The organism is Sphingomonas sp. GW821-FHT09E03 (assembly GCF_059416225.1).
Window position 1 is genome coordinate 53,026 of the sequence record NZ_JBWKOS010000007.1, and the last position, 24,800, is coordinate 77,825.

At 66.8% G+C, this 24,800-nt stretch carries 23 protein-coding genes; 11 read left to right on the forward strand and 12 right to left on the reverse strand.

The genetic code is table 11. The features are described from left to right. Positions 1-26: 26 nt before the first annotated feature. Both AC07M8_RS14640 and AC07M8_RS14645 read left to right on the forward strand, forming a co-directional pair. The gene (locus tag AC07M8_RS14640; protein WP_495175064.1) at positions 27-854 is read left to right on the forward strand and encodes an ATP-binding protein; all 828 of its coding nucleotides are present in this window, start codon (positions 27-29) and stop codon (positions 852-854) included. A 26-nt stretch (positions 855-880) separates the two neighbouring features. Next, on the forward strand, positions 881-1,891 hold the full coding sequence (locus AC07M8_RS14645) for a sensor histidine kinase (RefSeq protein WP_495175065.1): 1,011 nt from the start codon (positions 881-883) through the stop codon (positions 1,889-1,891). A 26-nt stretch (positions 1,892-1,917) separates the two neighbouring features. On the opposite strand, the gene AC07M8_RS14650 is transcribed toward AC07M8_RS14645, so the two are convergent. Then, complete coding sequence (locus AC07M8_RS14650; protein ID WP_495175066.1) at positions 1,918-3,693, reverse strand: ABC-F family ATP-binding cassette domain-containing protein; 1,776 nt, start codon at positions 3,691-3,693, stop codon at positions 1,918-1,920. A gap of 269 nt (positions 3,694-3,962) precedes the next feature. On the opposite strand from AC07M8_RS14650, the gene AC07M8_RS14655 reads away from it, so the two are divergent. From AC07M8_RS14655 to AC07M8_RS14665, 3 genes are all read left to right on the forward strand, one after another. Then, the gene (locus AC07M8_RS14655; RefSeq protein ID WP_495175067.1) at positions 3,963-4,103 is read left to right on the forward strand and encodes a hypothetical protein; all 141 of its coding nucleotides are present in this window, start codon (positions 3,963-3,965) and stop codon (positions 4,101-4,103) included. A gap of 24 nt (positions 4,104-4,127) precedes the next feature. Further along, on the forward strand, positions 4,128-4,793 hold the full coding sequence (locus tag AC07M8_RS14660) for a response regulator transcription factor (protein WP_267394055.1): 666 nt from the start codon (positions 4,128-4,130) through the stop codon (positions 4,791-4,793). Positions 4,794-4,865: 72 nt separating this feature from the next. Then, a complete protein-coding gene (locus AC07M8_RS14665) occupies positions 4,866-6,245 on the forward strand; it encodes a sensor histidine kinase (RefSeq protein WP_495175068.1) in 1,380 nt (459 codons plus the stop codon). Positions 6,246-6,272: 27 nt separating this feature from the next. Here the strand turns inward: AC07M8_RS14665 and AC07M8_RS14670 are convergent, their stop codons facing one another. From AC07M8_RS14670 to AC07M8_RS14680, 3 genes are all read right to left on the reverse strand, one after another. Continuing rightward, the gene (locus AC07M8_RS14670; protein ID WP_495175069.1) at positions 6,273-7,163 is read right to left on the reverse strand and encodes a DMT family transporter; all 891 of its coding nucleotides are present in this window, start codon (positions 7,161-7,163) and stop codon (positions 6,273-6,275) included. A gap of 415 nt (positions 7,164-7,578) precedes the next feature. Next, positions 7,579-8,577: an LLM class flavin-dependent oxidoreductase gene (locus AC07M8_RS14675; protein WP_495175070.1), complete on the reverse strand. Its 999-nt coding sequence runs from the start codon at positions 8,575-8,577 to the stop codon at positions 7,579-7,581. A gap of 194 nt (positions 8,578-8,771) precedes the next feature. Further along, positions 8,772-11,090 carry a S8 family peptidase gene (locus AC07M8_RS14680; protein ID WP_495175071.1) on the reverse strand — a complete coding sequence of 773 codons (2,319 nt, stop codon included), beginning with the start codon at positions 11,088-11,090 and terminating at the stop codon, positions 8,772-8,774. A gap of 119 nt (positions 11,091-11,209) precedes the next feature. Between AC07M8_RS14680 and AC07M8_RS14685 the strand changes: the two genes are divergently transcribed. The 4 genes from AC07M8_RS14685 (at position 11,210) to AC07M8_RS14700 (ending at position 14,448) form a co-directional block, all read left to right on the forward strand. Then, positions 11,210-11,875, forward strand: coding sequence for a pyrimidine 5'-nucleotidase (locus AC07M8_RS14685; RefSeq protein WP_495175072.1), 666 nt, complete (start codon positions 11,210-11,212; stop codon positions 11,873-11,875). Next, positions 11,872-12,699 (forward strand): 2,3,4,5-tetrahydropyridine-2,6-dicarboxylate N-succinyltransferase, encoded by an 828-nt coding sequence (gene dapD / locus AC07M8_RS14690; protein ID WP_495175073.1) that lies wholly within the window; start codon positions 11,872-11,874, stop codon positions 12,697-12,699. The genes AC07M8_RS14685 and dapD overlap by 4 nt, the downstream gene beginning before the upstream one ends. Before the next feature lie 62 nt (positions 12,700-12,761). Beyond that, positions 12,762-13,727 (forward strand): class II fructose-bisphosphatase, encoded by a 966-nt coding sequence (glpX, locus tag AC07M8_RS14695; RefSeq protein WP_495175074.1) that lies wholly within the window; start codon positions 12,762-12,764, stop codon positions 13,725-13,727. Positions 13,728-13,749: 22 nt separating this feature from the next. After that, entirely contained in the window at positions 13,750-14,448 is a 699-nt protein-coding gene (locus tag AC07M8_RS14700) for a CPBP family intramembrane glutamic endopeptidase (protein WP_495175075.1), read from the forward strand. Here the strand turns inward: AC07M8_RS14700 and AC07M8_RS14705 are convergent. The 5 genes from AC07M8_RS14705 to AC07M8_RS14725 form a co-directional block, all read right to left on the reverse strand. Continuing rightward, positions 14,445-15,206 (reverse strand): ABC transporter permease, encoded by a 762-nt coding sequence (locus AC07M8_RS14705; RefSeq protein WP_495175076.1) that lies wholly within the window; start codon positions 15,204-15,206, stop codon positions 14,445-14,447. The genes AC07M8_RS14700 and AC07M8_RS14705 overlap by 4 nt on opposite strands. 52 nt (positions 15,207-15,258) lie before the next feature. Next, positions 15,259-16,188, reverse strand: a complete 930-nt coding sequence (locus AC07M8_RS14710) for an ABC transporter ATP-binding protein (protein ID WP_495175077.1) — start codon at positions 16,186-16,188, stop codon at positions 15,259-15,261. Between the two features lie 60 nt (positions 16,189-16,248). Further along, positions 16,249-16,683: a hypothetical protein gene (locus AC07M8_RS14715; RefSeq protein WP_495175078.1), complete on the reverse strand. Its 435-nt coding sequence runs from the start codon at positions 16,681-16,683 to the stop codon at positions 16,249-16,251. Between the two features lie 100 nt (positions 16,684-16,783). Continuing rightward, the gene (locus AC07M8_RS14720; RefSeq protein ID WP_495175079.1) at positions 16,784-17,536 is read right to left on the reverse strand and encodes an EF-hand domain-containing protein; all 753 of its coding nucleotides are present in this window, start codon (positions 17,534-17,536) and stop codon (positions 16,784-16,786) included. 146 nt (positions 17,537-17,682) lie between these two features. Then, positions 17,683-18,285 carry an anthrone oxygenase family protein gene (locus tag AC07M8_RS14725; RefSeq protein WP_495175080.1) on the reverse strand — a complete coding sequence of 201 codons (603 nt, stop codon included), beginning with the start codon at positions 18,283-18,285 and terminating at the stop codon, positions 17,683-17,685. A gap of 433 nt (positions 18,286-18,718) precedes the next feature. On the opposite strand from AC07M8_RS14725, the gene AC07M8_RS14730 reads away from it, so the two are divergent. Together AC07M8_RS14730 and AC07M8_RS14735 are read left to right on the forward strand one after the other, a co-directional pair. After that, positions 18,719-18,958 (forward strand): hypothetical protein, encoded by a 240-nt coding sequence (locus AC07M8_RS14730; RefSeq protein WP_495175081.1) that lies wholly within the window; start codon positions 18,719-18,721, stop codon positions 18,956-18,958. An 896-nt stretch (positions 18,959-19,854) separates the two neighbouring features. After that, complete coding sequence (locus AC07M8_RS14735; protein WP_495175082.1) at positions 19,855-20,160, forward strand: hypothetical protein; 306 nt, start codon at positions 19,855-19,857, stop codon at positions 20,158-20,160. Between the two features lie 365 nt (positions 20,161-20,525). On the opposite strand, the gene AC07M8_RS14740 is transcribed toward AC07M8_RS14735, so the two are convergent. The 3 genes from AC07M8_RS14740 to AC07M8_RS14750 all read right to left on the reverse strand — a co-directional run bounded on the left by AC07M8_RS14740 (position 20,526) and on the right by AC07M8_RS14750 (position 24,678). Continuing rightward, positions 20,526-22,151: a family 43 glycosylhydrolase gene (locus tag AC07M8_RS14740; protein ID WP_495175083.1), complete on the reverse strand. Its 1,626-nt coding sequence runs from the start codon at positions 22,149-22,151 to the stop codon at positions 20,526-20,528. Between the two features lie 449 nt (positions 22,152-22,600). Then, positions 22,601-23,254 carry a DsbA family protein gene (locus AC07M8_RS14745; RefSeq protein ID WP_495175152.1) on the reverse strand — a complete coding sequence of 218 codons (654 nt, stop codon included), beginning with the start codon at positions 23,252-23,254 and terminating at the stop codon, positions 22,601-22,603. A gap of 68 nt (positions 23,255-23,322) precedes the next feature. Beyond that, complete coding sequence (locus AC07M8_RS14750; protein ID WP_495175084.1) at positions 23,323-24,678, reverse strand: M48 family metalloprotease; 1,356 nt, start codon at positions 24,676-24,678, stop codon at positions 23,323-23,325. Positions 24,679-24,800: the final 122 nt, after the last annotated feature.

Below are 24,800 nucleotides of genomic sequence, written 5' to 3' on the forward strand. Positions count from 1 at the left end.
CACACCGACAGGGACACCGTAGAAGCATGGCAGACCCGCTGGAACGCATCGCCGCCGCGCTCGAACGCCTTTCCCCGCCGCCGCCCGCCGCCGCCGATGCCGCTGCCTTTCCGGCCTATGTGTGGCGCGAACGCACCCTGGTCGCGACGCGGGCCTTTGCGCCGTTGCCGCTCGAGCTGCTGATCGGCATCGACCGGCAGAAGGCGGCGCTGCTCGCCAACCTGCGGCGGTTCGCCGCGGGCGCTGCGGCGCAGGACGTGCTGCTATGGGGCGCGCGCGGCACCGGCAAGTCGGCGCTGGTCAAGAGCGCCGTCGCCGCGGTGCAGGGCGAGGGCGGGGATCTCGCCCTGGTCGAGGTCGCCGCGCTCGAGACGCTGCCCGCCTTGTTCGCCGGGCTCGCCGGCGTGCCCCGCGCCTTTGTGATCTTCATCGACGATCTTGGCGTCGACGATCCCGCCGAGGCGCGCCACCTGCGCTCGCTGCTCGAGGGCGGGGCCGAGGCGCGGCCCGCCAATGTCCGCCTGCTGGTTACCGCCAACCGCCGCCACCTGATGCCGCGCGACATCGCCGAACAATCGAGCGCGATCAACCCGCGCGATGCGGTCGACGACCATCTCGCGCTGGCCGATCGCTTCGGCCTCAGCCTCGGGTTCCACGCGCTTGATCAGGATGGCTATCTGGCGATGGTCGCAGCCTATGCCGCGCGGCACGGGCTCGAAGCGGATCCGGCGGACGCGCTCGAATGGGCGACGCGCCGCGGCAGCCGCTCGGGCCGGGTCGCCTGGCAATATATTGTCGATCTCGCCGGTCGTGCCGGCGTGTCGCTGGCGCCAACCGGGCACGACTTGACGTGACGCGGGCGACCGGCTCCGTTGCGGGCATGTCTCGCCTGGGCGAACTCGACCTGCCGGACCGGCTTTCGCCCACCGTCACCCCCTGGGTGACGCAGCTCGGCGTCGGGCTGCTGTGCACAAGCAGCGCCATCCTGCTCCGCGCGATCTTTGACGCGCTGGCGACTGGGGGCGCGCCGTTCGCCCTGGTGTTCCCCGCGGTAATGCTCGCGACGCTGTTCGCGCGCTGGCCGGCGGGCGTGGTTACCGCGGTCACCACCATCGGCTATGCCTATGCCTATACCGCGCGCCAGCCCGGCTTCCGCTTCGCCAATGCCGGAGCCAACGCGACCTTGGTGTTCATCATCCTCGGCACGATCCTCACCATCGCCTGCGCCGAGATGTTCCGCCGCGCCGCTCATCGCGCCACGCAGGAGCGCGATCGCGAGATCGCCGATCGCGATCTGCTGCTCGCCGAAATCGATCACCGGATGAAGAACAATTTCGCGCTGGTGACGAGCATCCTCGATATCCAGCGCCGCCGCGCCGACGGCGATGCCGCCGATGCGCTCGGCAGCGCGCTTCGCCGGGTGGAGAGCATCGCCCGGGCCCACCGCCATCTCTACCGTGGCGACGGCCAGTCGGGCACGGTGCAGATGCAGGCCTATCTCGGCGATCTCTGCTCGGCGCTCGCCGATGCGCTGTCGCTGCGCGGCGGCATCACCCTGATCTGCGACTGCGACGAGGCGGCGGTGCCGCGCGACCGCGCCGTCTCTATAGGGCTCGTCGCCAACGAGCTGGTCACCAACGCCGCCAAGCACGCCTTCACCGGGCGCGACAGCGGCACCATCGCGGTGTGCTTCCGCGCCCGTCCGCAGGGCTGGGCGCTGATCGTGTCCGACGATGGCGTCGGCATGAACACCGCCGCTCCCGCACCCCAAGGCAACGATTACGGCCTCGGCTCGCGCCTGATCCCCGCCTTCGCGCGCCAGGCCGGCGGTGTCATCACCACCGCCAGCGGCGCCGACGGCACCGAAGTCACGCTCGAGCTGACCGCTTAATCCGCGCTGGCGTCAAGCTGACGCGTTCACCCCAGAGCTTCGACCTGCTCGGCAAGCTCGAGCCAGCGCATCTCGGCCGCGTCCTTTTCTTCGCGGGCCGCCTCCACCGCCTTGCTGAGGCTGGTGAACCTGGCGAAATCGCGCGTGTACAGGTTGGGATCGGCGAGCAGCTTCTCGTCGCGGGCGATAACCGCCTCGATCTCTTCGATCCGCTTGGGCAGCAGATCATAGTCGCGCTGGTCCTTGTAGGTGAGCTTGGTCTTGGCTGGCGACGGGGCGGGGGCCTCCACCTTCGCGGCGGTCTTCTTCGGCTCCGCCTTGGCCTTGCGCCGCCGCTCCCAATCCTCGTAGCCGCCGGCGACCACATCAACCGTGCCCGAGCCGTCAAGCCCCAGCGTCACCGTCACGGTGCGGTCGAGGAAGTCGCGATCGTGGCTGACGATCAGCACCGTGCCGTCATAGTCGGCGATCACCTCCTGGAGCAGGTCGAGCGTCTCGAGGTCGAGGTCGTTGGTCGGCTCGTCGAGCACCAGCAGATTGGAGCGCCGCGCGAATTCGCGTGCGAGCAGCAGCCGCGAGCGCTCGCCGCCTGACAGCGTGCCGATCTTCGCCTCGGTCAGGCTCGGATCGAACAGGAATTCCTTGAGATAGCCGTGGATGTGCTTGCGCACGCCGAGCACGTCGATCCAGTCGCCGCCGTCGGCGAGCACTTCGCGCACCGTCTTTTCCGGTGCCATAAGGCTGCGCTGCTGGTCGATCACCACGCCATCCAGCGTCTTGGCGAGCTTCACCGTGCCGCTGTCGGGCTGGATCTCGCCAGTGAGCAGCTTGAGCAGGGTCGACTTGCCCGCGCCATTCTGCCCGACGATGCCGATCCGGTCGCCGCGGGTCACGCGCAGGTTGAGATCGTTGATGATCGTGCGCGGGCCGAAGCTCTTGGTGACATGAGTGGCGTCGATCACCACCTTGGTCTTATTGTCGTCAGAACTGGTGACGAGATTAGCGGCGCCTTGCGGCCCCATCATCGCCGCGCGCTCGGCGCGCATGTCCTTGAGCTTGCTCAACCGCCCCTGGTTGCGCCGCCGCCGCCCGGTGACGCCGCGCTGCAGCCAATGCTCCTCGATCTTGAGGCGCGCGTCGAGCTTCTCGGCCTGGCGCTGTTCCTCGGCATAGACCGTCTCGGTCCACGCCTCGAACCCGCCGAAGCCGATCTCGGCGCGGCGGATGGTGCCGCGGTCCAGCCACAACGTCTGCTTGGTGAGCCGGGTGAGGAAGGTGCGATCATGGCTGATCACCACGAACGCGCCGGTGAACCGCCCCAGCCATTGCTCGAGCCAGTCGATCGCGCCGATATCGAGGTGGTTGGTCGGCTCGTCGAGCAGCAGCACGTCCGGGTCCTGCGCCAGCGCGCGGACGATCGCCGCCCGCCGCCGCTCGCCGCCCGACGCCGAGCCGCTCTCGCGCGACAGATCGATGCCGAGCTGGTCGGCGATCGCATCCGCCTCGTGCCGCTCGGGGGCATCGTCGCCCGCCATCACGTAATCCGCCAGCGTCGCAAAGCCGGCGAGGTTCGGATCCTGCTCGAGCAGCACCACCCGCGTCCCCGGCACGACCACGCGGCGGCCTTCGTCGGAATCGATCGTGCCGGCGATCAGCTTGAGCAGCGTCGTCTTGCCGGCGCCGTTGCGGCCGATCAGCGCGAGCCGGTCGCGCGGCCCCACCTGGAGGTTGAGATTGCGGAACAACCAGCCTGATCCTTGGATCAGGCCGAGGTCTTCATAAGCGAGGATCGGGGCGGCCATGGCCCGGGCAGGTAGGGAACCCGCGCCCGTCCGGCAAGTTGCACGGCGTGATGAGGATCAGGCGCGGGGCCATTCACAGGATGTTCAATGCCGGCGCGCTAGGGCGCCGCGCATGAAGGCTGTCGTGTCCCTGTTGCTCCTGCTCGCTGCACCGGCGCTCGCCGCGCCGCTCGACCAGCACCGCACCGATCAGGAACGCGCCTATTGACGCGCGCCGCCAGGGCCGCATCCTCTCGCCCAAGGCGATCGAGGCGCGGGTGGTGCCGACCATGAAGGGATATGAGTATCTTGGCTTCGATCTCGATTTCGGCAGCGCGGTTTACACGCTCAAGTTCCTGCGCGATGGAATGGTCGTCTGGGTCGACGTGGACGGCCGCTCGGGGCAGATCATCGGCCGCACCGGCCGCTAACCCGCCAGTAAACAAGGGGATATCATGCGCGTTCTGATCGTCGAGGACGAGCCTAATCTCGGCCAGCAGCTCAAGAACACGCTGGAGGGGGCGGGCTATGCCATCGATCTCGCCACCGACGGCGAGGAGGGGCATTTCCTTGGCTCCACCGAGAATTACGATGCCATCGTGCTCGATCTCGGCCTGCCCGAGGTCGACGGCCTCACCGTGCTCGATCGCTGGCGCAAGGAAGGCCGCACCGCGCCGGTGCTGGTGCTCACCGCGCGCGACAGCTGGTCGGACAAGGTCGCGGGGCTCGACGCCGGTGCCGACGACTATGTCGCCAAGCCGTTCCAGACGGAGGAATTGATCGCCCGCCTGCGCGCGCTGATCCGCCGCGCCAGCGGCAATGCCAGTTCGGAACTCACCGCCGGCGACGTCCGCCTCGACACCCGCTCGGGCAAGGTCACCCGCGCCGGCGAGCCGGTCAAGCTCACCGCGCAGGAATATAAGCTGCTGAGCTACCTGCTCCATCACAAGGGCAAGGTGGTCAGCCGCACCGAACTGATCGAGCATATCTACGATCAGGACTTCGACCGCGATTCCAACACCATCGAGGTGTTCGTCACCCGCATTCGCAAGAAGCTCGGCCAGGACGTGATCACCACCATCCGCGGTCTCGGCTACAGCCTCGAAGATCCGGACGCGTAGGCGATATCGGCCTGTCCTCATCCGTCGTTGGTGACGGGGGCGACAGGACGATTGCTCTAGCCGCAGCCAGTCATGGAAGCCGTCACGCCCACCCTCGAGCCCCGCGTCCCCGCCCGCGCCAAAGGCTCATTGTCGCGCCGCATGATCCTAGTCGCGGCGTGCTGGATCGCGCTGCTGCTTGCCGGCGGCGGCTTTGCGCTCGATCGCGTGCTCGTCACCGCGGTGACCCGCAACTTCGACGACCAGCTCGAATATGTCCTGCGCTCGCTGCTCGTCTCCGCGGAGATCGGGCCTGATGGGGAAGTGATCCTCAGCCGCGACGCGACCGCCGACCAGCGCTTCCTCGAGCCCAATTCCGGTCTTTACTGGCAGATATCCGCCCCCGGTGTTGACGTCTTCCCCTCCCGATCCTTGTGGGATCGCCACCTCGCTTACGGCAGCCAGCACAACGACCGTGACGCGCATTTCTATACCAGCACGCAATTTCCCGACGAGAAGCTGCGCATCGTCGAGCGCGATGCGATGCTGCCAGGTTCCAAGGTGCGCTGGCGTTTTCAAGTCGCGCAGAGCCGTGCCGGGCTCGACGGCCAGATCGAGGTGCTCCGCCGCACGCTGATCCGCAGCTTCGCGCTCCTCGCACTCGGGCTGATCGTGATGGCAGCGCTCCAGACCCTCTATGGCCTTTGGCCGCTGCGCAAGGTCCAGGCCGAGATCGCCCGGATGCGCGCCGGCCAGTCGAGCCGGGTTAGCCAGGCGATGCCGATCGAGGTCGCGCCGATGGTCGAGGAACTGAACGCACTGATCGAGCATAACGAGCGCCAGGCAGAGGAAGCGCGCCGCCATGCCGGCAATCTTGCCCATGCGCTTAAGACGCCGCTGACGGTGATCATGAACGCCGCCACCGCACAATCGGACGATCTCGCCGACACCGTGATCCGCGAGGCGCGCACCATGCGCCGCCAGGTCGACCACCATCTCGCCCGCGCGCGCGCGGTCGGCCGTCGCGGCTCGGCGCACAGCCGTGCCGACGTCTGGCCGAGCCTCGAATCGGTCGAGCGCGCGGTCGCCCGGCTCTACCGCCACGTCCGCATCGACGTCACCGGGCCGCGCGACCTCCAGGTCCATGTCGAGCGCCAGGACCTCGACGAGATGCTCGGCAACCTCATCGAAAATGCCGCCAAATATGGCGGCGGCAGCGTGTTCGTCACCGTCGGCGTCCAGGCCGGCTTCGTCGAGTTCCTGATCGAGGACGATGGCACCGGCATTCCCGAGGAAGACCGGCTGCGCATCTTCGACCGCGGCGTCCGCCTCGACAGCGGCAAGCCCGGCACCGGGCTCGGCATGGCGATCGTCCGCGACGTTGCGGAAATCTACGGCGGCACCGTCAGCCTCGAGGAGAGCGAGGACTTGGGCGGGCTGCTGGTGCGGTTGCGGCTGCCGGCGGCGGGGTAGGGCGGTCTCCGGGGTCCGGACAGCGGGTCAGTAGAGCGAGGTCAGCAGCACGCCACCGATCACCGCGACGCCGCCGAGGATCTGGCGAACGCTCAGTGTCTCGCGAAACAGCCGGTGCCCCGCCAGCGCCGCGATCGGCGCCTCGATGATCCCGAGCGCCCTGACCGGTGCAGCCGGCGACAGCGCCAGCGCGACGAACCATCCCGCCGAGGCGCAGGCGCCGCACAGCCCGGCGCCGAGCGACGGTCGCCACCGGCGCAGCACTGCGGCCAGCGCCGCGGGATCGCGCCACAGCAGCCACACCGTCAGCGCCGCCGCCTGCATTGCCTGCACCACCGCGACGCTGATGATGGCACCGACCACCGGATGCGGCGCGTCGAGCGCCAGCGCCGCATGGCGGAAGGCGTTCAGCGAAAAACCGAAGCACAAGCCAGAGACCAGCCCGAACACCGCGCCGCTCAGCGATGCCTGGCGCTGCTGCGGCGCCGGCCAGCTCAGCGCCGCGAGCCCGGCGGTGGTGATCGCCACCCCCAGCCAGCCGATCGCGCTCAGCCGGTCATGGTAGATCACCAGCCCGAGCAGCGCCGCCAGCGGCAGCGAACTTTGCTGGAGCGCGGTGCCGACGGCGAAGCCGGCGCGGTGCATCGCGGTCAGCAGCGCGGCGGTCGCCAGCACCTGGCTGGCGGCACCGGCGATCGCCGAGAGCCAGAAGGCCCGCACCCAGTGCGGGTCGGCATGAGGCACCAGCAGCCGCGCTACCCCGACGAACGCGAGCGAAAACGGCAGCCCGAACAGGAAGCGCACCAGCGTCGCGCCCCAGGGGCCGGAATCCGCCATCACCCCGCGCTGCAGGGCGTTGCGCCCAACCTGAAACACCGATGCCGCGATCGTCGCGGGAACCCACAGCAGATTGGCCATGCGCGCCGTCTAGCCCGGTGAGGTGCCGCCGTCTTGGATTTTGGTTGCTGCTCGAAGCATCGGCATGGCTGGGCGCCGTTGCTGTCCTACAGGTCGCAGCGATGATAGGCTTCATGCATTGGTCACCCGCCGTGCGCGTACCCACGCGGAGGCTGGCGCGTGACGCCGCTCTTTCTCACCAGTGAAGACTGTACCAACAGCTCATGCATGGAAACAATGCTCCAGCACCGTTTCCACCATGTCTCTCAACTTCCTCAACTTGTCACTCGGGCAAGATGCGGCTCCCGCTGCCAATAGCATCACGAGGGAAGAGCATGTCAGCGCTGCCGACGCCGTGAACTGCGCCGCTTTGCAGGTGTGACTTTACCGTGACCTTCGGCAGATTTCCGCCGTTTTGTCCGGCGCTGCCGCCGGCCTACGCCGCGATGGTCAGCCCGCTCATCACCTCCGCGGTGATCTCCAGGCTGCGCTTGCGGGCGGCGTGATCGTAGATCGCGCTGACCACCATCAGCTCGTCCACCCCGGTGCGCTCGATGAACGCAGCGGTCTGGCGCGCGACCGTCTCGGGCGAGCCGATCGCCGAGCAGGACAGCACATGGTCGAGGATCCCGGCGCCTTGCGCGCCGAGGCTGGCGCGATAGCCTTCCACCGGCGCCGGCAATTGGCGTGGTTGGCCGGTGCGCAGCGCAACGAAGCTCTGCTGCTGCGAGCTGGCGATCAGTTCGCCCTCGGCATCGCTGTCGGCAGCGAAGATGTTGAAGCCGGCTACCGCATAGGGCTTGGCGAGCTGCGCCGACGGGCGGAAGTCGCGCCGGTAGATCGCCAGCGCCTGGTCGAGCGCGTCCGGCGCGAAGTGCGAGGCGAAGGCATAGGGCAGGCCGAGCGCGGCGGCGAGCTGCGCGCCGAAGGTGCTCGAACCGAGGATCCACAGCGGCACATCGGCGCCGGCGCCCGGCGTGGCACTGATCCCGGTACGGCCGTCGTCGGCGAAATAGCTCTGCAGCTCCATCACGTCCTGCGGGAAGGCGTTGGCATCGGTCTCCAGCGTCCGACGCATGGCGCGGGCGACGCGCTGATCCGATCCCGGTGCGCGGCCGAGGCCAAGGTCGATCCGGCCGGGAAACAGCGCATCGAGCGTGCCGAACTGCTCGGCGATGGTCAGCGGCGCGTGATTGGGGAGCATGATCCCGCCGGCGCCGACGCGGATCCGGCTGGTCGCGGCGGCGACATGGCCGATCACCACCGCGGTCGCCGCGCTCGCGATCCCCTTCATGCCGTGATGCTCGGCGACCCAATAACGGGTGAAGCCCAGCATCTCGGCATGCCGGGCAAGATCCGCGGCCTGGGCCAGCGATTGGGAGACAGTGCCGCCTTCGACGACGGGCACCAGATCGAGCAGCGAATAACGGGTCATGGGTCTAAGATGGGCGTTGCCCCTGCCGCCCGCAATCGGCGGCGGCATGGTTCCTGTTGGCCGCGGAACAGCTGCGCTTGGATGACGCACGGGCGAAGCCTCGGTTTCATCGCCACGCACGCTGCGATGGTGCGCGGCGGCACGATGACCGCTTTCCCGAGGCATCGCAGCTCGCGCCGCGACGGCTGCTCGCCTCAGAATCCCATCGAATAGCGCATCGCCAGGCCGACATCGGCCGAGATGGTGGCGAAATTGCCCGGATTGTGCCGCCAGAACAGATTGGTTTGCAGGCTGCCCGGCCCCGCGACGACGCTGTAGCGCGCTTCAGCTATCAGCTCGCGCCCGGTCGGCGCGAGGTTGAGCCGCTGGACGGTCCATTCCGTCACCTGCAGCGTGGAATAGTCATAGTTGGTCGGGAGCGCATAATCGATCCCGCCGCGCGACACCCGCAGTGGCTGGGCGAAGCGGAAGCCGAGGCTGTCGTTCCCGAACACGCCATCCTTGCCGACATCGGCGGCAAAGCTCTCGGTGCGGAGCCGGCCGCTGCCGGCCATGCCGCCGCGCAGGTCCGCTGTGGTCCAGCCCTGGCGCCACGCGCCGCCCATGGTCCAGCCGGCACCCATTTGCCAGCGAGCGCCGGCGTCGACGAACCAGCTCGTCGCCCGCGCCGCACCGAGCCCGCCGTCGAACCGCGCGCCGAGCAGCGTGTCGCGCTCGGCAAGGTTGGTGGCGGAGAGGGTCGTGGTCAGGCCGCCGAACGCCTTGTCGAGCATCAGCGTGGTGCGTTGATAGCCCGATCGGCGATAGCCATCGAGCCCGGTGATCAACGGATCGCGTCGGCTGAGCACGTTGCCGCTTTCGATCGCCGCGGTAACGCCAACGCCGCGCACCTCCTGCCGGATCGCGCTCGCCGAGCGCGCGACGCTGTCGAAGCCGAGGCCGCTCTGGCCGGCGACTAGGAAGGCTGGCTCGGCTTGGCCGACCATCTGCGCGGTCAGCGAGCCCGAACTCTGCGAAAAGGCGAAGCCGAACGACGTTTTGGCGCCGAGCCGCTGGGTGACCGAGCCGGCGATGGCCCGGGCCTGTTCGGCTTGGCCGTTGCTGAGCGACGAACGGTACAGCACGGCGTCGCCGGTCGCCCGCGGCGCGATGGTCATCGACACGGCGGTGCCGCCCATGCCGATCGCCATGCTGCGCTGCCGGCTCTGGAGCACGCCCGCCAGCGTGCGCTGCGGCCCGGTGCGCTGGATGGTGCGGGCAAGGTCGATCGCAAAGGCGCGATTGTAGCTGTCGAGGATCACCGCGCCGAGCCCGGCGCTGGTCGCATCGCCCATCGGCGCCGACAGTGTCGCGTTGCTGGTGATTGACACCGGCACCGTAGACCCGGCGACCGAGGTGGTGCCGACCGGCTGAAATGCTTTGGTGAGATCGAGCACGCCATTGCCGTAGACGGTGTCGACCCCAGCGGCACCGGCATCGCGGGCGGTGCGGAACAGCAGATCGACCAGCTGCGCGCCGGTAAGGTTGGGAAATGCCTGGGCGAGCAGCGCGATCGCCCCGGAGATCTGCGGGGCGGCAAAGGAGGTCCCGCTCCACAGGCACACCGAGGTGTTCTCGCATGGCGCCCGAACCTGCTCGCCGACCGCGGCAAGGAAGTGCGCGGCGCCCGTGCCGGCCTTGTCGCTGAAGGTGGACAGCGCGTCGCTGCTGTTCACCGAACCGGCGACGATCACGAGGTTGCGCGCCACTGCGCTGGAAGCGACAGTGGTGAAGGGGTCGGGATTGTCGGTGCCGTCATTGCCCGCGGCAATCACGACGATGATGCCCTGCGCGGTCGCCCGGCCGATCGCGTCAATCAGGCTCTGGGGCATAGTCGATCCGCCAAGCGACATGTTGATCACCTTGGCGCCGGCGACCCGGGCCGCGTCGACGCCTTTGGTGATGGCGTCGGTGCCGAACTTGCACCCGGTGTCGTCGCCGGTCTGCCCCTCGGTGGCGCAAGATCCGGGGCGATCGGCGCGCAGGATCACCAGCGTGGAATCGAAGGCGACGCCCTGGGTGCCGGTGCCGTTTCGCTGCCCCGCCGCGGTGAAGGCGACGGCGGTGCCGTGGCCGCTCTCGTCATCGGTGGAGGTGTTGCCGGCGACGTCTTGGGAAGCCGTGGAAATGCGGCTGCCGAAGTCGGTGGTGCCGGCATCAATGCCGCTGTCGATGATGCCGATGGTGACGCCGGCGCCGGTGGCACCCTTCTGATAGGCCGCAAGCGCGTTCATCGACACCGCGCCGACGGTCGCGCGATATTCGCTGGTGTCGTAGTTGGCCGTGGGTGTCGGGGTGGGGGTAGGCGTCGGCGTCGGGGTGGCAATCGGCACCGGGGTGGGGGTCGGCGTCGGTACGGTCACGCTCGGCGGCGCGGGCGTGCTGTTGAGGCCACCGCTGCCGCCGCCGCAGGCGGAGAGGCACAGCGTGCCGGCGCCTGCTGCCGATGCCAGCAGCCATGCTCGTGCGTTCACCGTCAACCTCCCCGAAAATCCCATTGTTGCAGCGCTTTACCGTTTGCCTCTTTATAGTTGCTTAATCCAGGCCTGGGGCCAGCTTGTGCGGTGGAGGCCCGCCGCTTAGAGCCGCGGCCATGCTTGCGCGCCTTGCCCCGATCCGCACCTGGATCTTCGATCTCGACAACACCCTGTATCCGGCTCGCGCCAATCTGTTCGCCAGGATCGATGCGCGGATGACGGCTTACGTCGCCCGCCGCCTCCACCTACCCGCGGACGAGGCGCTGCGCGTCCAGAAGGACTATTTTCACCGGCACGGTACGACGCTGACCGGGCTGATGGCGGATCACGGTGTCGACCCCCACGAGTTTCTCGCCGACGTCCACGACGTCGAGATGGACGTGCTCGAGCATGACGCTCCGCTGGCGGCGGCGATCGCCCGGCTGCCGGGGCGCAAGCTGGTCTTCACCAACGGTGACAAGCCCTATGCGCTGAAGGTGCTCGACCGGCTCGGTCTCGGCGAAAGCTTCGAGGCGGTGCACGACATCCATGCCATGAACCTCCAGCCCAAGCCGCAGCCGTCCGCTTACGCCGGCCTGTGCGCCGCTTTCGGGCTCGATCCCACCACTTGCCTGTTCGTCGAGGATATGGCGCGCAACCTCGCGCCGGCCAAGGCGATCGGCATGACCACGGTGTGGGTGGACAATGGCTCGGAGCAGGGGCCGGAACCGGACCGGGATTTCATCGACTTTACCGTCCACGACCTTGCGGCGTGGCTTCATCAGATCATGGAGGCATCATGAGCCAGGAACTGGCAACCATCGTCGAGGCTGCTTGGGAGGCGCGCACCGAACTCGGCTTCAACACCACCGGCGAGTATCGCGTCGCCGTCGACCAGGCGCTGGCGCTGCTCGACGCGGGCGCCGCGCGGGTCGCCGAGCCTGACGGCGAGGGCGGCTGGACCGTCAACCAGTGGCTCAAGAAGGCGGTGCTGCTGTCGTTCCGCCTCAACGACAATGCGCTGATCGACAATGGCCCGGGCGCCGGCCATTGGTTCGACAAGCTGCCCTCGAAGTTCGCCGGCTGGGCCGAGGCCGACTTCCGCGCCGCCGGCTTCCGCGCGGTGCCCGGCAGCATCGTCCGCCGCGGCGCCTATGTCGCGCCCGGTGCGATCCTGTTGCCGAGCTTCGTCAACATCGGTGCCTATGTCGGTGAGGGATCGATGATCGACGCCTGGGCTACCGTCGGCAGCTGCGCGCAAATCGGCAAGAACGTCCATCTCTCCGGCGGTGCCGGCATCGGCGGCGTGCTCGAGCCGCTCCAGGCTGATCCGGTGATCATCGGCGACGGCGCGTTCATCGGCGCACGTGCGGAAGTGGCCGAAGGCGTGCGCGTCGGGGAGGGGGCGGTGCTGTCGATGGGCGTGTACCTCGGTGCTTCGACCAAGATCATCGACCGCGACAGCGGCGAGGTGTTCCGCGGCGAGGTGCCGCCTTACGCCGTTGTGGTGCCCGGATCGATCGGTGGCGGCGACGGCAAGCCGGCGCTTTATTGCGCGGTGATCGTCAAGCGGGTCGATGCGCAGACCCGTTCCAAAACGAGCATCAACGAGCTGCTGCGCGACTGATCACGGCTCGACACTGGCATCCCCGCTGCCTATCCCCGGGCGCAGCAGAAAAGGGAGTTTCCATGACCACCACCGCCAGCCAGGTGCTTGATCGCGTCCTCGTCCTCGAGATGGTCCGCGTCACCGAGGCGGCGGCGATCGCCGCGTCGACGCTGGTCGGGCGCGGCGACGAGAAGGCGGCCGACGCTGCGGCGGTTGAGGCGATGCGCGAGGCGCTCAACAGCCTCGACATCGACGGCACGGTGGTGATCGGCGAGGGCGAGCGCGACGAGGCGCCGATGCTGTTCATCGGCGAGAAGGTCGGCACCGGCAACGGCCCGGCGATCGATATTGCGCTCGATCCGCTCGAAGGCACCACCATTACCGCCAAGGCCGGGCCCAACAGCCTCGCCGTGCTGGCGATCGCCGAGAAGGGCGGACTGCTAAACGCGCCGGACGTGTACATGGACAAGATCGCGGTCGGCCCGGGCTATCCCGAGGGCATCATCGATCTCGATCGCACGCCAACCGAGAATGTCACCGCCATCGCCGAGGCCAAGGGCGTCAAGCCGAGCGAGATCATCGCCTGCGTGCTCGATCGCCCGCGGCACGAGGCGCTGGTCGCCGAGCTGCGCAGTATTGGCTGCGGGGTGATGCTGATCGGCGACGGCGACGTCGCCGGGGTGATCGCGACCTCCGACCCCGAAACGACGATCGACGTCTACATGGGCTCGGGCGGGGCGCCGGAAGGCGTGCTCGCCTGCGCGGCGCTGCGTTGCGTCGGCGGCCAGTTCAAGGGGCGGCTGCTGTTCCGCAACGACGACGAGCGCGCCCGGGCCGCGAAATGGGGCGTGACCGACCTCGACAAACAGTATGACCTCTCGGAGCTCGCGATCGGCGACTGCATCTTCGCAGCGACCGGGGTCACCGACGGCTCGCTGCTCGCCGGAGTCAAGCGCCGCAAGGGCAAGATGACAACCGAGAGCGTGGTGATGCGCGCCTCGTCCGGCACGGTGCGCTGGGTGAAGGGCGAGCATCGCCTCGGCTAATCCGGCGCAATTGATGCCGGCGATGCTGCTGGTGCTGGCCGCCGGCTATCTGGCGGCCTTGCTCTACCGCGGCCGATTGTTCGCACCGCCACGATTGTCGATCCGGGCCCGGCACTTGCGCTGGGCGGTGGGTCTGTGGCTGGGCTATGGCGTACCCGCGCTCGTCGGGCTGGTGCTGCTGAACCGGACCGGCGCCCTGACGCAGCTGCCGCCCGAGTTCGTCGTGCTCGGCGACATCGCCGGCCTGCCGCCCGGATCGATCGGCTTCGAGCTGGTCGCGATCGGTCTTGCGGCCGGCAGCGTGCTCGGCATCGGGCTGACCTGGTGGCGGGCGCGGCGCGGCAAGGCGCCGTGGACCGCCGGCGACGCCAGCAGCGTTATGCCGACCGCGGACCGCGACCTGTTACCGGCGGCGGTGCTCGCGGTCTCCGCCGGGATCGTCGAGGAGCTGTTCTTCCGGCTGTTGCTGCCGCTGCTGGTGGTGCTGGCGACCGGCTCCGCGATCATCGGCTGCCTGGCCGGCACGCTCAGCTTTGCGGCGATGCATCGCTACCAGGGCTGGGTCGGTGTGCTGGCGACGCTGGTCGGCGGGGCGCTGATGAGCGTGCTCTACGTCGGCAGCGGCGCCCTGTGGCTGGCGATCGTCGTCCATGCGCTCACCGACCTCAACTCGCTGGTGCTGAGGCCGGCGCTGAGCGCGCGCTGGCGGCGCCGCCGCTAGTTCTTCAGGCGCCAGCCGGTTTTGAAGATCCAGGCGATGATAACGAGGCAGGCGGCAAGGAAGCCGCCGGTGACCGCCAGGCTGATCGCGACATCGACATCGCCATGGCCGAAGAAGCTCCAGCGGAAACCCGAGATCAGATAGACCACCGGGTTGAACAGGCTCACCGTGCGCCACACGCCGGGCAGCATGTCGATCGAGTAGAAGCTGCCGCCGAGGAAGGTGAGCGGGGTGATCAGCAGCATCGGGACGAAGTTGAGCTGCTCGAAGCTCTTGGCCCAGACGCCGATGATGAAGCCGAACAGGCTGAACGCGATCGCGGTGAGCAGCAGAAAGGCGATCATCGCCAGCGGGTGCTCGATCCGGAGCGGCACGAACAGGCTCGCCGTCGCCAGGATGATCAGGCCGAGCACCACCGACTTGGTCGCCGCGGCGCCGACATAGCCGAGCACCATCTCCATCGACGACACCGGCGCCGAGAGCAGCTCGAAGATGGTGCCGGTGAACTTCGGGAAGTAGATGCCGATCGAGGCATTGCCGATGCTCTGCGTCAGCAGCGAGAGCATGATCAGCCCGGGCACGATGAAGCTGCCATAGTCAACCCCGCCGACGCTCTGCATGCGGCTGCCGATCGCGCCGCCGAAGACGATGAAATAGAGGCTGGTGGTGAGCACCGGCGCGACCAGGCTCTGCCACAGGGTGCGCAGCGCGCGGGCCATTTCGAAGCGATAGATCGCCCAGATGCCGTGGAGGTTCATGCCGCTCGTCCCCGCCCTAACTTCGCTAACGTCACGCATATGATCATCGGCATCAGGCCCGCTCCCCGACCAGATCGACGAAGATGTCCTCGAGGCTCGACTTGGAGGTCTCGAGGTCCTTGAACGCGATGTGGCGCTCGGCAAGGGCTCGGAGCAGCGACGGGATGCCGGTATGTTCCTCCGTCGCATCAAAGACATAGCGGAGGGTCTTGCCATCGTTTACGAGGCTGAGCTGCCATTGCTCGAGCCCCGCCGGCACCGCCTCGAGCGGCTCGACCAGCGCGAGATCGAGCGCGCGCTTGCCGAGTTTCTTCATCAACGCGGCCTTTTCCTCGACCAGCAGCAGGCGGCCCTTGTTGATGACGCCGATCCGGTCGGCCATCTCCTCGGCTTCTTCGATATAATGGGTGGTGAGGATGATCGTCACGCCGCGCGCGCGCAGGCGGTGGACCAGCTTCCACATGTCGCGGCGCAACGCGACGTCGACGCCCGCGGTGGGCTCGTCGAGGAACAGCACCTCGGGCTCGTGCGCCAGCGCCTTGGCGATCAGCACCCGACGCTTCATGCCGCCCGACAGCTCCATGATGCGGGCGTCGCGCTTGTCCCATAGCGACAGGTCGCGCAGCACCTGCTCGATATAGGCGCTGTGCCCGGAGCGGCCGAACAGCCGGCGCGAGAAGGTGACGGTGGCGAGCACCGTCTCGAACATGTCGACGGAGAGCTCCTGTGGCACCAGCCCGATCATCCGCCGCGCCGCCTTGTAATCGCGCAGCGTGTCGTGGCCGTCGACCGTGATCGTTCCGGCCGAGGGCGTGACGATGCCGCAGATGATGCTGATCAGCGTGGTCTTGCCGGCGCCGTTGGGGCCGAGCAGCGCGAAGATCTCGCCGCGGGCGATCTCGAGGTCGACGGGATGCAGCGCATGGGTGCCGCTGCCGTAGGTCTTGGCGACCCCGGCGATGCGGAGGATCGGATCGGTCATGGAAGCTCCCTCTCCCCGCCAGTTAGGGAGCCGGGGCGGCGGAGGGAAGGGGCGGCGCGCTCAGCCGCCAAGGCCGAGCCACGCCTCCGCCGCCGCGACCGTGTCGAACATGCGGTGGTGGGCAGGGGTTTCACGCCGGACCTGGAGTTGGAGCAGGCCCGGCCGGACGATCAGCGCGATGCGGTCGCCAGGGCGATCGAAGCCGTGGACGCGCTCGCCGATCTGCGACGCGACCGCGGGCGAATCGACCGTCGCTTCGCGGATGTCGACGATCATCCGCAGCGGCAGGCCGTCGCGGCGGATCGCGGCGATCTCGCTCTCGAGCAGGGCGAAATGCTGGCCGAGATCGATCACCGACGCGAGCGGATGCCGGGTGACGCGGATCAGCCCGGCAACGGGATCGACCTCGATCCGGAACGGCTCGGCGGGGCCGGGTTCGGCATGGCGGGGATCGGCGACGTCGGCGGCGCGCAGGATGCGGGTGAGGAAGGTCATGGTCCACCGTTGCGCCGCACGGTAAACGAACCATGACGGAACCCTTTTGGGGATAATTCAGCACCTTGCCGCTCGCCGACGCCCGCGCAGGCGCGGGGCGTCAGGGCGCGGCGTGCCAGTCCGCGGGAACGCCCTGCCACAGGATCCACGGCATCATGTAGCTGACATATTCCTGCTCGCTGACCTTGTTGTCCCGGTTGGTGTCCATCTTGCCCATCCACTTGGCGGCGGCGGCCGGATCGGGCGCGCCGGGCGGTGGGGCGGTGGGGCGGCTGGGGTCCCGGTCGCGGTTGCGCGGTTCGAGGGCGGACAGTTCGCGCGCGTCGAGAAAGCCGGAGCGATCCTTGTCCTTGTCAAGGAAGCCCGGCCTGATGAAGGCGGCGGCCTCATCCATGCCGACCTTGCGCGTCGCCATGTCGCCAAGATGGTCGATCGTCGGGGCGGCGGCGGTGCCGGCAGCGGCAGGAACATCCTGCGCGACCAGCGCGGCGAGGCAGAGCAGTGTGATCATCGTCAATCCTTGGCAGAGGGAGAGGCGCGGCCGGCGTTGCGAGAACGGCGCCGCGGCCGTTCCGCCTTCCGCCCCGACGAAGGCTTGCGACAGGTCCGACGGCTCGGGTACCAGCGGCTGGTACCGGTCGGCCACGGCGAGCAACCGCGCCGCGGCGAGCGACGACGACACGCCGAGCTTGGTGCGCGCCATCTTCAGCCGCTTCTCCACCGCATGCGGGGAGATGCCGAGATCCAGCGCCATCTCCTTGGCGGTCTGCGGCAGCAAGCGCCGGAGCAGGCATTCCTTCTCGTTCGCCGTGAGCCGGCTCAGCGCCGCCGTCATCTGCTCATCTGCGCTCATGCCGGTCGGTGCTCCGTGTCCGGCGGTGTGGTACGGCGTCGATGGTGCGCCAACAAGGCAGGTCGGAGCATGGCGGGGCAGGAGGCGCGGCGGCTTACGCCCAAAAACAGATATCCGCCGATCGACGTGGGATGCCTGAAAGCAGACTAGATATTGGCTACAAACCAGACGACGAACGCAGCCACACCGGCAAGTGCCAAGACAAGGAGCGCCCGCACAATTGGAGCATCTTTGGTCGCGACCTCACCGGGCCAGGGCAGGGTCAAAGCCCTAAGCGCCGCCACGAAGGCGGCTGCCGCGCCTGCGACACGCACCCAGTCAAGCTGCAACCATCGAGATGTCATAGCAACGGACTGCGCGTCGGTGATCGTGTTCTTGGGCGAACCTACACCGTGATAGAAGAGCGCCGCGTTCATCGGCCAGAACGCGATGACCGTCAGCACGAGCAGGACCAAGATGCCGACCGAAGGGATGCACAGAAGCCAGCGGTAGCGCCAAGGCGTCTTCCATCCTGCGGTGAGCGCCCCGAACCCAGCGACCAGCATTGCAGCCGAGAACGGAATGAAAAACACTCCGGTATCGATCGGCCACGCCTTGCCGTATGGCATCATCGCCAAGGATTGGGGCGGATGAGCGCTCCACGCTCCTGCAAGGACGATAAGGTCGAACAACTTCGCACCTACTAGAGGGCCACCGACCAGCGCCGCCAGCCATAGAAATGCTCTCGTGGTGCTTTCACGGTTCGTCATGTTTCCCCCTTGGCCCGCGGCTACTAGATCGCGCTATGACTGCTAACCGAATGAATGCACTGAAAGCTGCCTGACAGCAAACCACCACTTCCCGACATTCGAGATAGGTCTATAGTCTGAATATGGAGCCGAGGAATCATCGCCGATTGCGGCTCATTCATCCCGTTAACTGGTTTGTCGAAGGGAGTGGAAAGATATATTTCCCAGCGACATGGGAAGGGTGGGTCATTTCCCTTGGTCTACTACTTGGCCCGCTCATCGCCGCCGCGTTCAGTTTAGGCGGCTGATGGCAGCTCCCCACCAAGTCGCGACATTCGTGGGCCGAAAAGCGGAACCCGAAAGCGGCAAGGCTGAAAGCGCCCAGACCCCGCCATTGAACCACCAGCGGAGACGCCCGATTGCGGACGTTCCCCTAGCAAGGCACGATGCGAACATGATCGAGATTTTGGGACAGAGCTACGGGGTCACGGTCGGCAGCGACATTCAAAGGGACGGCATGTATCTGGAGGTTGAGGATAACGCGAAAGCGGTCCTTGCCGAGGTGTTCTACAGCGACCGCGACGATAGCATGACGTTCACAAGCTATCGCGCCGATCTGCCGCTGCCTCTTGTCGAGTGGCTGATCGCCCATGCGAAGGCACGGCTGACACCCACGAGTGGGAACGGCAGCTAACCAATAATACCGCCAAAAGGCGGTCAGGCTGCATTCCACCAGACCAGGGCGCTCAGATGGGTGCGGCGTGATCAGATCGCCCAAAGGCCGACCGTCCGTTGTGAGGGCAAATAGCTGCCCGGCAGACATCGGCTATTGCAGACACTTGCCGGATCTACATAACCCACGATTTAGCAATGCCTGGTGCGTCCACTTTCCAGCCACTGCCGGACTTCGTCAGGCTCATTGAGTAGCCTCCACCGCATGATGGGCAATAATCGTCTATAGCAATGATTGCCATTATCCGTGTTCCAGTCCGCCGCCTCACCTCCAAAAAACTCGGGCTCGTGGAATGTCAGCGGGTGGCGACAATTTGAGCGGCGAGCAGAGGTTGGCAATGAGGCGACAGCCTGTTTCGGCATTTGTCCGAGCATAGGACTGACCACTCGATGATACGCTATTTCTGGTGAAATGGACGACCACCCAGTGTCCTCTTTCGACGTGTTTATAACGGTCTTGCGCGGGTCCAGCTGCGTAGTCACACAATACGCTGACGGCAGCTCCGCGGCTCGCGCGGCAGCGTTCGCCGCGAGGGTCAGGACATCTACGGTATCCGCCACGGAAATGGCATTACGGTCAGGACGCGAACAGTTTGGCAAGCTTGCGCAGATCATGAGTATCGCCGGGACGACCTGAGGCAGCACTCGTAGCATTCCGAATGATCAAACACGTCGCGGCATTCGTCAATGTCCCGCTTTCCAGCTACGCTGGCCAGAAAGCGGACTTTCCGTTGTCCACCAGTTAGCGACAATCGTGGGCCAGAAGCGGACCCGAAACTGGCCGGGCTGGAAGCGACCCAAACGCAGACGTTCCAAGCGTGCTGCTGACGTGCAATACTAACGCAAAGGTGATGCCACATGACCGCCGCCGACGCGACTACCGAACTACACTACCTCCTCTGGATGATCGCCGTTGTGCTCGTCACAGGGATCATGCTTGGCGCACTCACCCGAGACGGAAGGAACGCCACGCTCGCGGCTTTACAGGCTACGGCGTTTACAGCGGTCGGGATGCTAGCGACTGTCCGGCCCACGGACCCAGCTGATGGCCAAACTGCCTTAGGTATTCCGCTGATGTGGGTGCCGTTCTTCCTTGCGTCATGGGTGGGCTTAATAATCGGCGCGAAGCTAGCCCGCCGAAAACCAAATGAGCATCAACGTTAACGTCGGCTCTCCACCAGTTGCAGGCATTCAGTTACCGCGCACTTCCCGACAATCGAGATCAGTTTATAATCGGGTTATGGAGCGGAGGAAACATAGCCGTTTGCGGTTCAATCATCCCGGCGATTGGTTTGTGGAAGGGCGCGGAAAGCCATATTTTCCGGCGACGTGGGAAGGTTGGATCATCTTCCTCGTTTTACTGCTTGGCCCGCTCATCGCCGCCGCGTTCAGTTTAGGCGGCTGACGGCAGCTCCCCACCATAGTCGGACGCTCCGCTTGGCAACCGGCAACCCCGGGCGGCGCCCCGACCAGATGTTGGCTTATTCGTCGGAGCGACCGTTCCGCTCACGTGCCAATCGAGGAGGATTTTAGGCTCGATACTCGAAAGAGCCAAATGTGGCTTTGCCGCTGCCTGAGGCGAACAGCGCCGGACGGAGGCTCATGAACCCGTCCGCAATATTGTGATTGTAGCAGGCGACGTCGTATGACACGACCTTACGCCACCGCTTCGCGCCGGATCGAACGTAGAAGGACGCGACGTTCTCGTCATTGACCACCCGCAGTGACAACGTGCGCCCTTCGGCGGGGCCGGGCGGCGGATAACCCTGCTCGTGGCCGACCTTGTAGGTATGGAGTTTGTCGGATTCGGCGCCGAGCCCGGCGAACAACTTGTTATCGTAGAACAGCAGCAGGCCGGCCTGAACGTCGCCGTCGAGCAAGATGTCGACTGTCACCTCGTAGGAGCGGTCACCGGCAATAAAAGCGAGCGGCGACGAGTCCGCCGGTCCAGTCCCTTCCGCGCGCAGCGTCAGTGCTCCATTCGCGAAGCTAGCGCGATCGAGATATCCCGCTTGGGGCCGGAAGAACGCCAGCCGGGAGCCAAGGTTGTTCGGTCTGAAGGGACCCGATAGCTTGACACCGGCGCCGGTGTCGCTGCCGCCCTTTGGCTTCGCCAGCGGCTGGGAAAGGTCGCCCCCGGTCATGCGCGGCCAGCCGTCTACATCCCACACGAACGGCTCCAGCAGCATTTGTCGGCCGAGCGTGCGGATGCCGTTCTCGTAACCGTGATAGGCAAGCCACCAGTCGCCAGCGGGACCCTCCACGGGCGTTCCATGCCCGCGCGACCACCACGGATCGGACGCGCTGTTGGTATGGACAATGGGATTGTGCGGGCAGTTCTCCCAAGGGCCATCGATCGACCGCGAGCGTGCCACGATGACCATGTGGCTGGTTGGCGGGCCGGCAGTCCCGCCCTCGCCCGAGAAAAGGTAGAACCAGCCATTGTGGCGCAGCACCTTCGGCCCTTCGAGCGCGGGCGCCTCGACGATCCAATCCTCCGGGATGGTCCATCCGGCGTAGACCTGCTCGACCGGGCCGTCGGCATGCAGCCCGTCGTCGCTGATCCTTACGCGCGCTCCCCCGTTAAGGAACAGATAGCGCTTACCGTCCTCTCCAATTGCATGGCCGGGATCAATATAGCCCTTGATGCCCATATCGACGGGCTCGCTCCATGGTCCGCGCATACTGTCGGCGTGAACCACAAAGATCTTGCACGGTATCATCGGGCCGGCCTGAAAGGCCGGGTCGCTCGCGTTGAATACGGGTATGTATATGAAATAGCGGCTGTCGTGCTTGGCAATGTCGAGTGCCCAGACGGAACCGAGCGGTTTCGTCAATGCCGGGCCGACCGGCGTCCAGTTCACCAGATCGCGCGAGTGCCAGACGACCACCGCCGGATAATATTCGAACGAGGAGAAGGTCGCCCAATAGTCGGCACCGTCCTTCAGGATATTGGGGTCGGGCCGGTCGCCTGACAGAACGGGGTTGCGATACCGGCCATCGCCCAAGTCGGCACGCCGCTGACCGTCGATACCGGGACGCCACCGAACCGAACCGGGCGGCGTTCCATCATTCGCAGCCGCCAACGCAGTCGCAGGTAAGCCGCCGGCAGCGAGCATCCCAAAGGCGAGCGCGTCTCTCCGCGAATGATCCATGCCACTTCCTATTCCGTCGCCTTTTCACTGCGGACACGTACGGCGCTGAAATTGGCACCACAATAGCCAAGACGATTGGGGCGCAGAGGATCCTTACGCCCAGCCTCGAACCTTGCCGGGCGGCAGCTATGCCTCGCTGCCGTTCGGAGAACAGTCAGTTACAATTACCAACGACAGACATGCGCAATCTACCATCCGTGCAGGATAAAAGGAGGCAGCGCCGCGCAATCGACTATCGCCATCTGTCTTCGCAACGCGGCGCGAATGCTTGCCAGCATTTTATCGCCCCAACCGAGATCAGTGATCATCGGTTGGAGCGGACTGGCGGGCAGGCTTGTGTTGTGGACTGACGCCGGGATAACGATTGGTGAGGTGAGGCAGGCGGCGGTTCCGTTGCCGCCTTTCGGATCATCCTTGCGCCATCGTGCCGTAGCCCCGGCAAAGGCCGTTCAGCCCGCGCGGGCGGCGGCGATGGCTTTTTCCAGTTCCTCGATCGGCAGCGCGCCGGAGAGGACGCGGTTGCCGATGACCCAGCTGGGGGTGCCGCTCATGCCGAGCTTGGCGGCGGTGTCGAGGTTGCGGGCGATCTCGGCGTCGAGGCTTTTGGCGTCGGCGGCCTTGAGGTCGACGCCGGCGCCGGTCGCCGCGGCGGCGATGGTCGCGTCGCTGACCGGGCCGGCGGCGTAGAGCGCGTCGTGGAACGCCTGGAACTTGCCCTGGGCGGCAGCGGCGAGGCTGGCGCGGGCGGCGACGCGGCTCTCGTCGGAGAGGATCGGCAGGTCGCGATAGACCAGGCGGATGTTGTGGTCGCGCTGAAGCAGGCTCGCGATCATCGGCAGCGAGGCACGGCAATAGCCGCAATTATAGTCGTAATATTCGACCACGGTGACATCGCCCTTGGCGTTGCCGGCCCAAGCGCTGCCGAACGGCGTGGTAATCGCGGCGCTATTGGCCGCGACGGTCTTGCCGCTCTCGCTGTCCTGCAGCCGCTGCATCGCCTCGGGGATGATCTCGGGATGGGCGAGCACGTAATCATGGACGACGCGCTCGATCCGCGCCTGATCGGGCCCGTGCGGCGAGGCGAGGCGATCGACGCCGAGCATCGCGCCGGCGCCGATAACGGCGCCCAGCAACGCGACCAGCGGCAGGGTGTAGCGCGAGGAGGTTCGGATCACCGGCGCTTCTTATACTTCTTGGGATTGTCGTCCATGTCGTTCTGCGCGGCCATCGCGATGTCCTGCGCGCGGATCCAGTCCGGCGTGTTCTGCGGAATGTTGCCAAGCGCGTAGGCGGCGCTCTGCGCGGCGGTGCGCAGGTCGCCGCGCATGCTCGCCTGTTCGGCGGTGGCGAGCGCGGCGCGGGCGGTGTCGCCGGTGAGCTCATAGGCGGTGCCGAGCTGGTACCAAGCGAACGGATTGTCGTCGTCGCGCCCGACCGCGAGCTTGAGCACGCGCACCGCCTCGGGGTAATTGACCTTGTTTTCGGTGGCGATCAACGCGTGGCCGAAGGTGGTGGCGATCAGCGAATTGTTGTTCGACCCTTCGGTGGCGGCGCGCAACGGCGCAATCGCCTGGGCGGGCTTGCCGGCCTCGAGCAGGATCTGGCCCTGGATCTCCTGGAAATAGGGGTCGTCCGGCTTGGCCTTGATTAATGCGGCGGCCTCGGCGTCGGCTTTGTCCGGGTAGCCGGCCTTGTGATAGGCATAGGCGCGGGCATAATGGGCGTAGACCGAATTGTCGGTGTCCGGGAAATCCTTGAGCGTGCGCGCCGCGGGCTGGACATAGCCTTCGAGCTTGGCCTTGACCCGGCGGAAGCGCTCCTCGAGCGCGGCATCGGGCGCCTTGTTGAACGCGGGCGAGGCCTGGAGATCGGCGGAGAGATGCGCGATCCGCTCGCCCGACAGCGGGTGGGTCTGCATGAACGGATCGATGTTCTCGACGCCGTAGCGATATTCCTCCTGCTGCAGCTTCTTGAAGAAGGTGAGCATGCCCTTGCCGCTGATTCCGGCGCTGTTGAGGAAGCGGGCGCCGGCGGCGTCGGCGCTCGATTCCTGGGTGCGGCTGAAGGCGAGATACTTGCTCATCCCCGCCTGCTGGCCGGCGGCCATGATCCCGGCGCCGGCATCGCCGCTGCCCGCCGCCATTGCCGCGATGCCGAGCACCATCGAGAGGATGGTGATGCCGAGCGCGGGTTTGATCCCGGCATCGGCGAGCACGACATGGCCATCGGCGATATGGCCGATCTCGTGCGCGATCACGCCCTGGACCTGGTTGGCGTTGTCGGCGGCCTGGAGCAGGCCCGAGTGGACGTAGACGATCTGGCCGCCGGCGACGAAGGCGTTGATCGAATCATCGTTGATGAGGACGACCTTTGCATCGCGCGGGGACAGGCCCGCGGCCTTGAACAACGGCGCCGACATGTCGGCGAACATCGCCTCGGTCTCGGCATCGCGCAGGATCGACTGGGCGGCGGCGGGTTGCGCCAGGAGCAGGATCGAGGCGGTCGCGGCGGCGAGGAAACGCTTCATGCGGGTGGTATCGTCCAGTCGGGGGACGGGCGCAATGCGGCGCGGGGGCTGAATGGTGGGTGAAGAACCGATCCGTCATCCCAGCTGGCGCTGGGATGACGGATCGGGGGGTGACGGATCGG

Bases quoted from the DNA above. Each gene is read 5' to 3' on its own strand.
- AC07M8_RS14730 (WP_495175081.1), top strand. From the start codon at position 18,719: ATGATCGAGATTTTGGGACAGAGCTACGGGGTCACGGTCGGCAGCGAC.
- dapD (WP_495175073.1), top strand. From the start codon at position 11,872: ATGAGCCAGGAACTGGCAACCATCGTCGAGGCTGCTTGGGAGGCGCGC.
- AC07M8_RS14685 (WP_495175072.1), top strand. From the start codon at position 11,210: ATGCTTGCGCGCCTTGCCCCGATCCGCACCTGGATCTTCGATCTCGAC.
- AC07M8_RS14720 (WP_495175079.1), bottom strand. From the start codon at position 17,536: ATGAGCGCAGATGAGCAGATGACGGCGGCGCTGAGCCGGCTCACGGCG.
- AC07M8_RS14735 (WP_495175082.1), top strand. From the start codon at position 19,855: ATGACCGCCGCCGACGCGACTACCGAACTACACTACCTCCTCTGGATG.
- AC07M8_RS14665 (WP_495175068.1), top strand. From the start codon at position 4,866: ATGGAAGCCGTCACGCCCACCCTCGAGCCCCGCGTCCCCGCCCGCGCC.
- AC07M8_RS14640 (WP_495175064.1), top strand. From the start codon at position 27: ATGGCAGACCCGCTGGAACGCATCGCCGCCGCGCTCGAACGCCTTTCC.
- AC07M8_RS14715 (WP_495175078.1), bottom strand. From the start codon at position 16,683: ATGACCTTCCTCACCCGCATCCTGCGCGCCGCCGACGTCGCCGATCCC.
- AC07M8_RS14675 (WP_495175070.1), bottom strand. From the start codon at position 8,577: ATGACCCGTTATTCGCTGCTCGATCTGGTGCCCGTCGTCGAAGGCGGC.
- AC07M8_RS14750 (WP_495175084.1), bottom strand. From the start codon at position 24,678: ATGAAGCGTTTCCTCGCCGCCGCGACCGCCTCGATCCTGCTCCTGGCG.
- AC07M8_RS14700 (WP_495175075.1), top strand. From the start codon at position 13,750: ATGCTGCTGGTGCTGGCCGCCGGCTATCTGGCGGCCTTGCTCTACCGC.
- AC07M8_RS14670 (WP_495175069.1), bottom strand. From the start codon at position 7,163: ATGGCCAATCTGCTGTGGGTTCCCGCGACGATCGCGGCATCGGTGTTT.
- AC07M8_RS14710 (WP_495175077.1), bottom strand. From the start codon at position 16,188: ATGACCGATCCGATCCTCCGCATCGCCGGGGTCGCCAAGACCTACGGC.
- AC07M8_RS14740 (WP_495175083.1), bottom strand. From the start codon at position 22,151: ATGGATCATTCGCGGAGAGACGCGCTCGCCTTTGGGATGCTCGCTGCC.
- AC07M8_RS14725 (WP_495175080.1), bottom strand. From the start codon at position 18,285: ATGACGAACCGTGAAAGCACCACGAGAGCATTTCTATGGCTGGCGGCG.
- AC07M8_RS14655 (WP_495175067.1), top strand. From the start codon at position 3,963: ATGAAGGGATATGAGTATCTTGGCTTCGATCTCGATTTCGGCAGCGCG.
- AC07M8_RS14660 (WP_267394055.1), top strand. From the start codon at position 4,128: ATGCGCGTTCTGATCGTCGAGGACGAGCCTAATCTCGGCCAGCAGCTC.
- AC07M8_RS14705 (WP_495175076.1), bottom strand. From the start codon at position 15,206: ATGAACCTCCACGGCATCTGGGCGATCTATCGCTTCGAAATGGCCCGC.
- AC07M8_RS14645 (WP_495175065.1), top strand. From the start codon at position 881: ATGTCTCGCCTGGGCGAACTCGACCTGCCGGACCGGCTTTCGCCCACC.
- AC07M8_RS14650 (WP_495175066.1), bottom strand. From the start codon at position 3,693: ATGGCCGCCCCGATCCTCGCTTATGAAGACCTCGGCCTGATCCAAGGA.
- AC07M8_RS14745 (WP_495175152.1), bottom strand. From the start codon at position 23,254: ATGCTCGGCGTCGATCGCCTCGCCTCGCCGCACGGGCCCGATCAGGCG.
- glpX (WP_495175074.1), top strand. From the start codon at position 12,762: ATGACCACCACCGCCAGCCAGGTGCTTGATCGCGTCCTCGTCCTCGAG.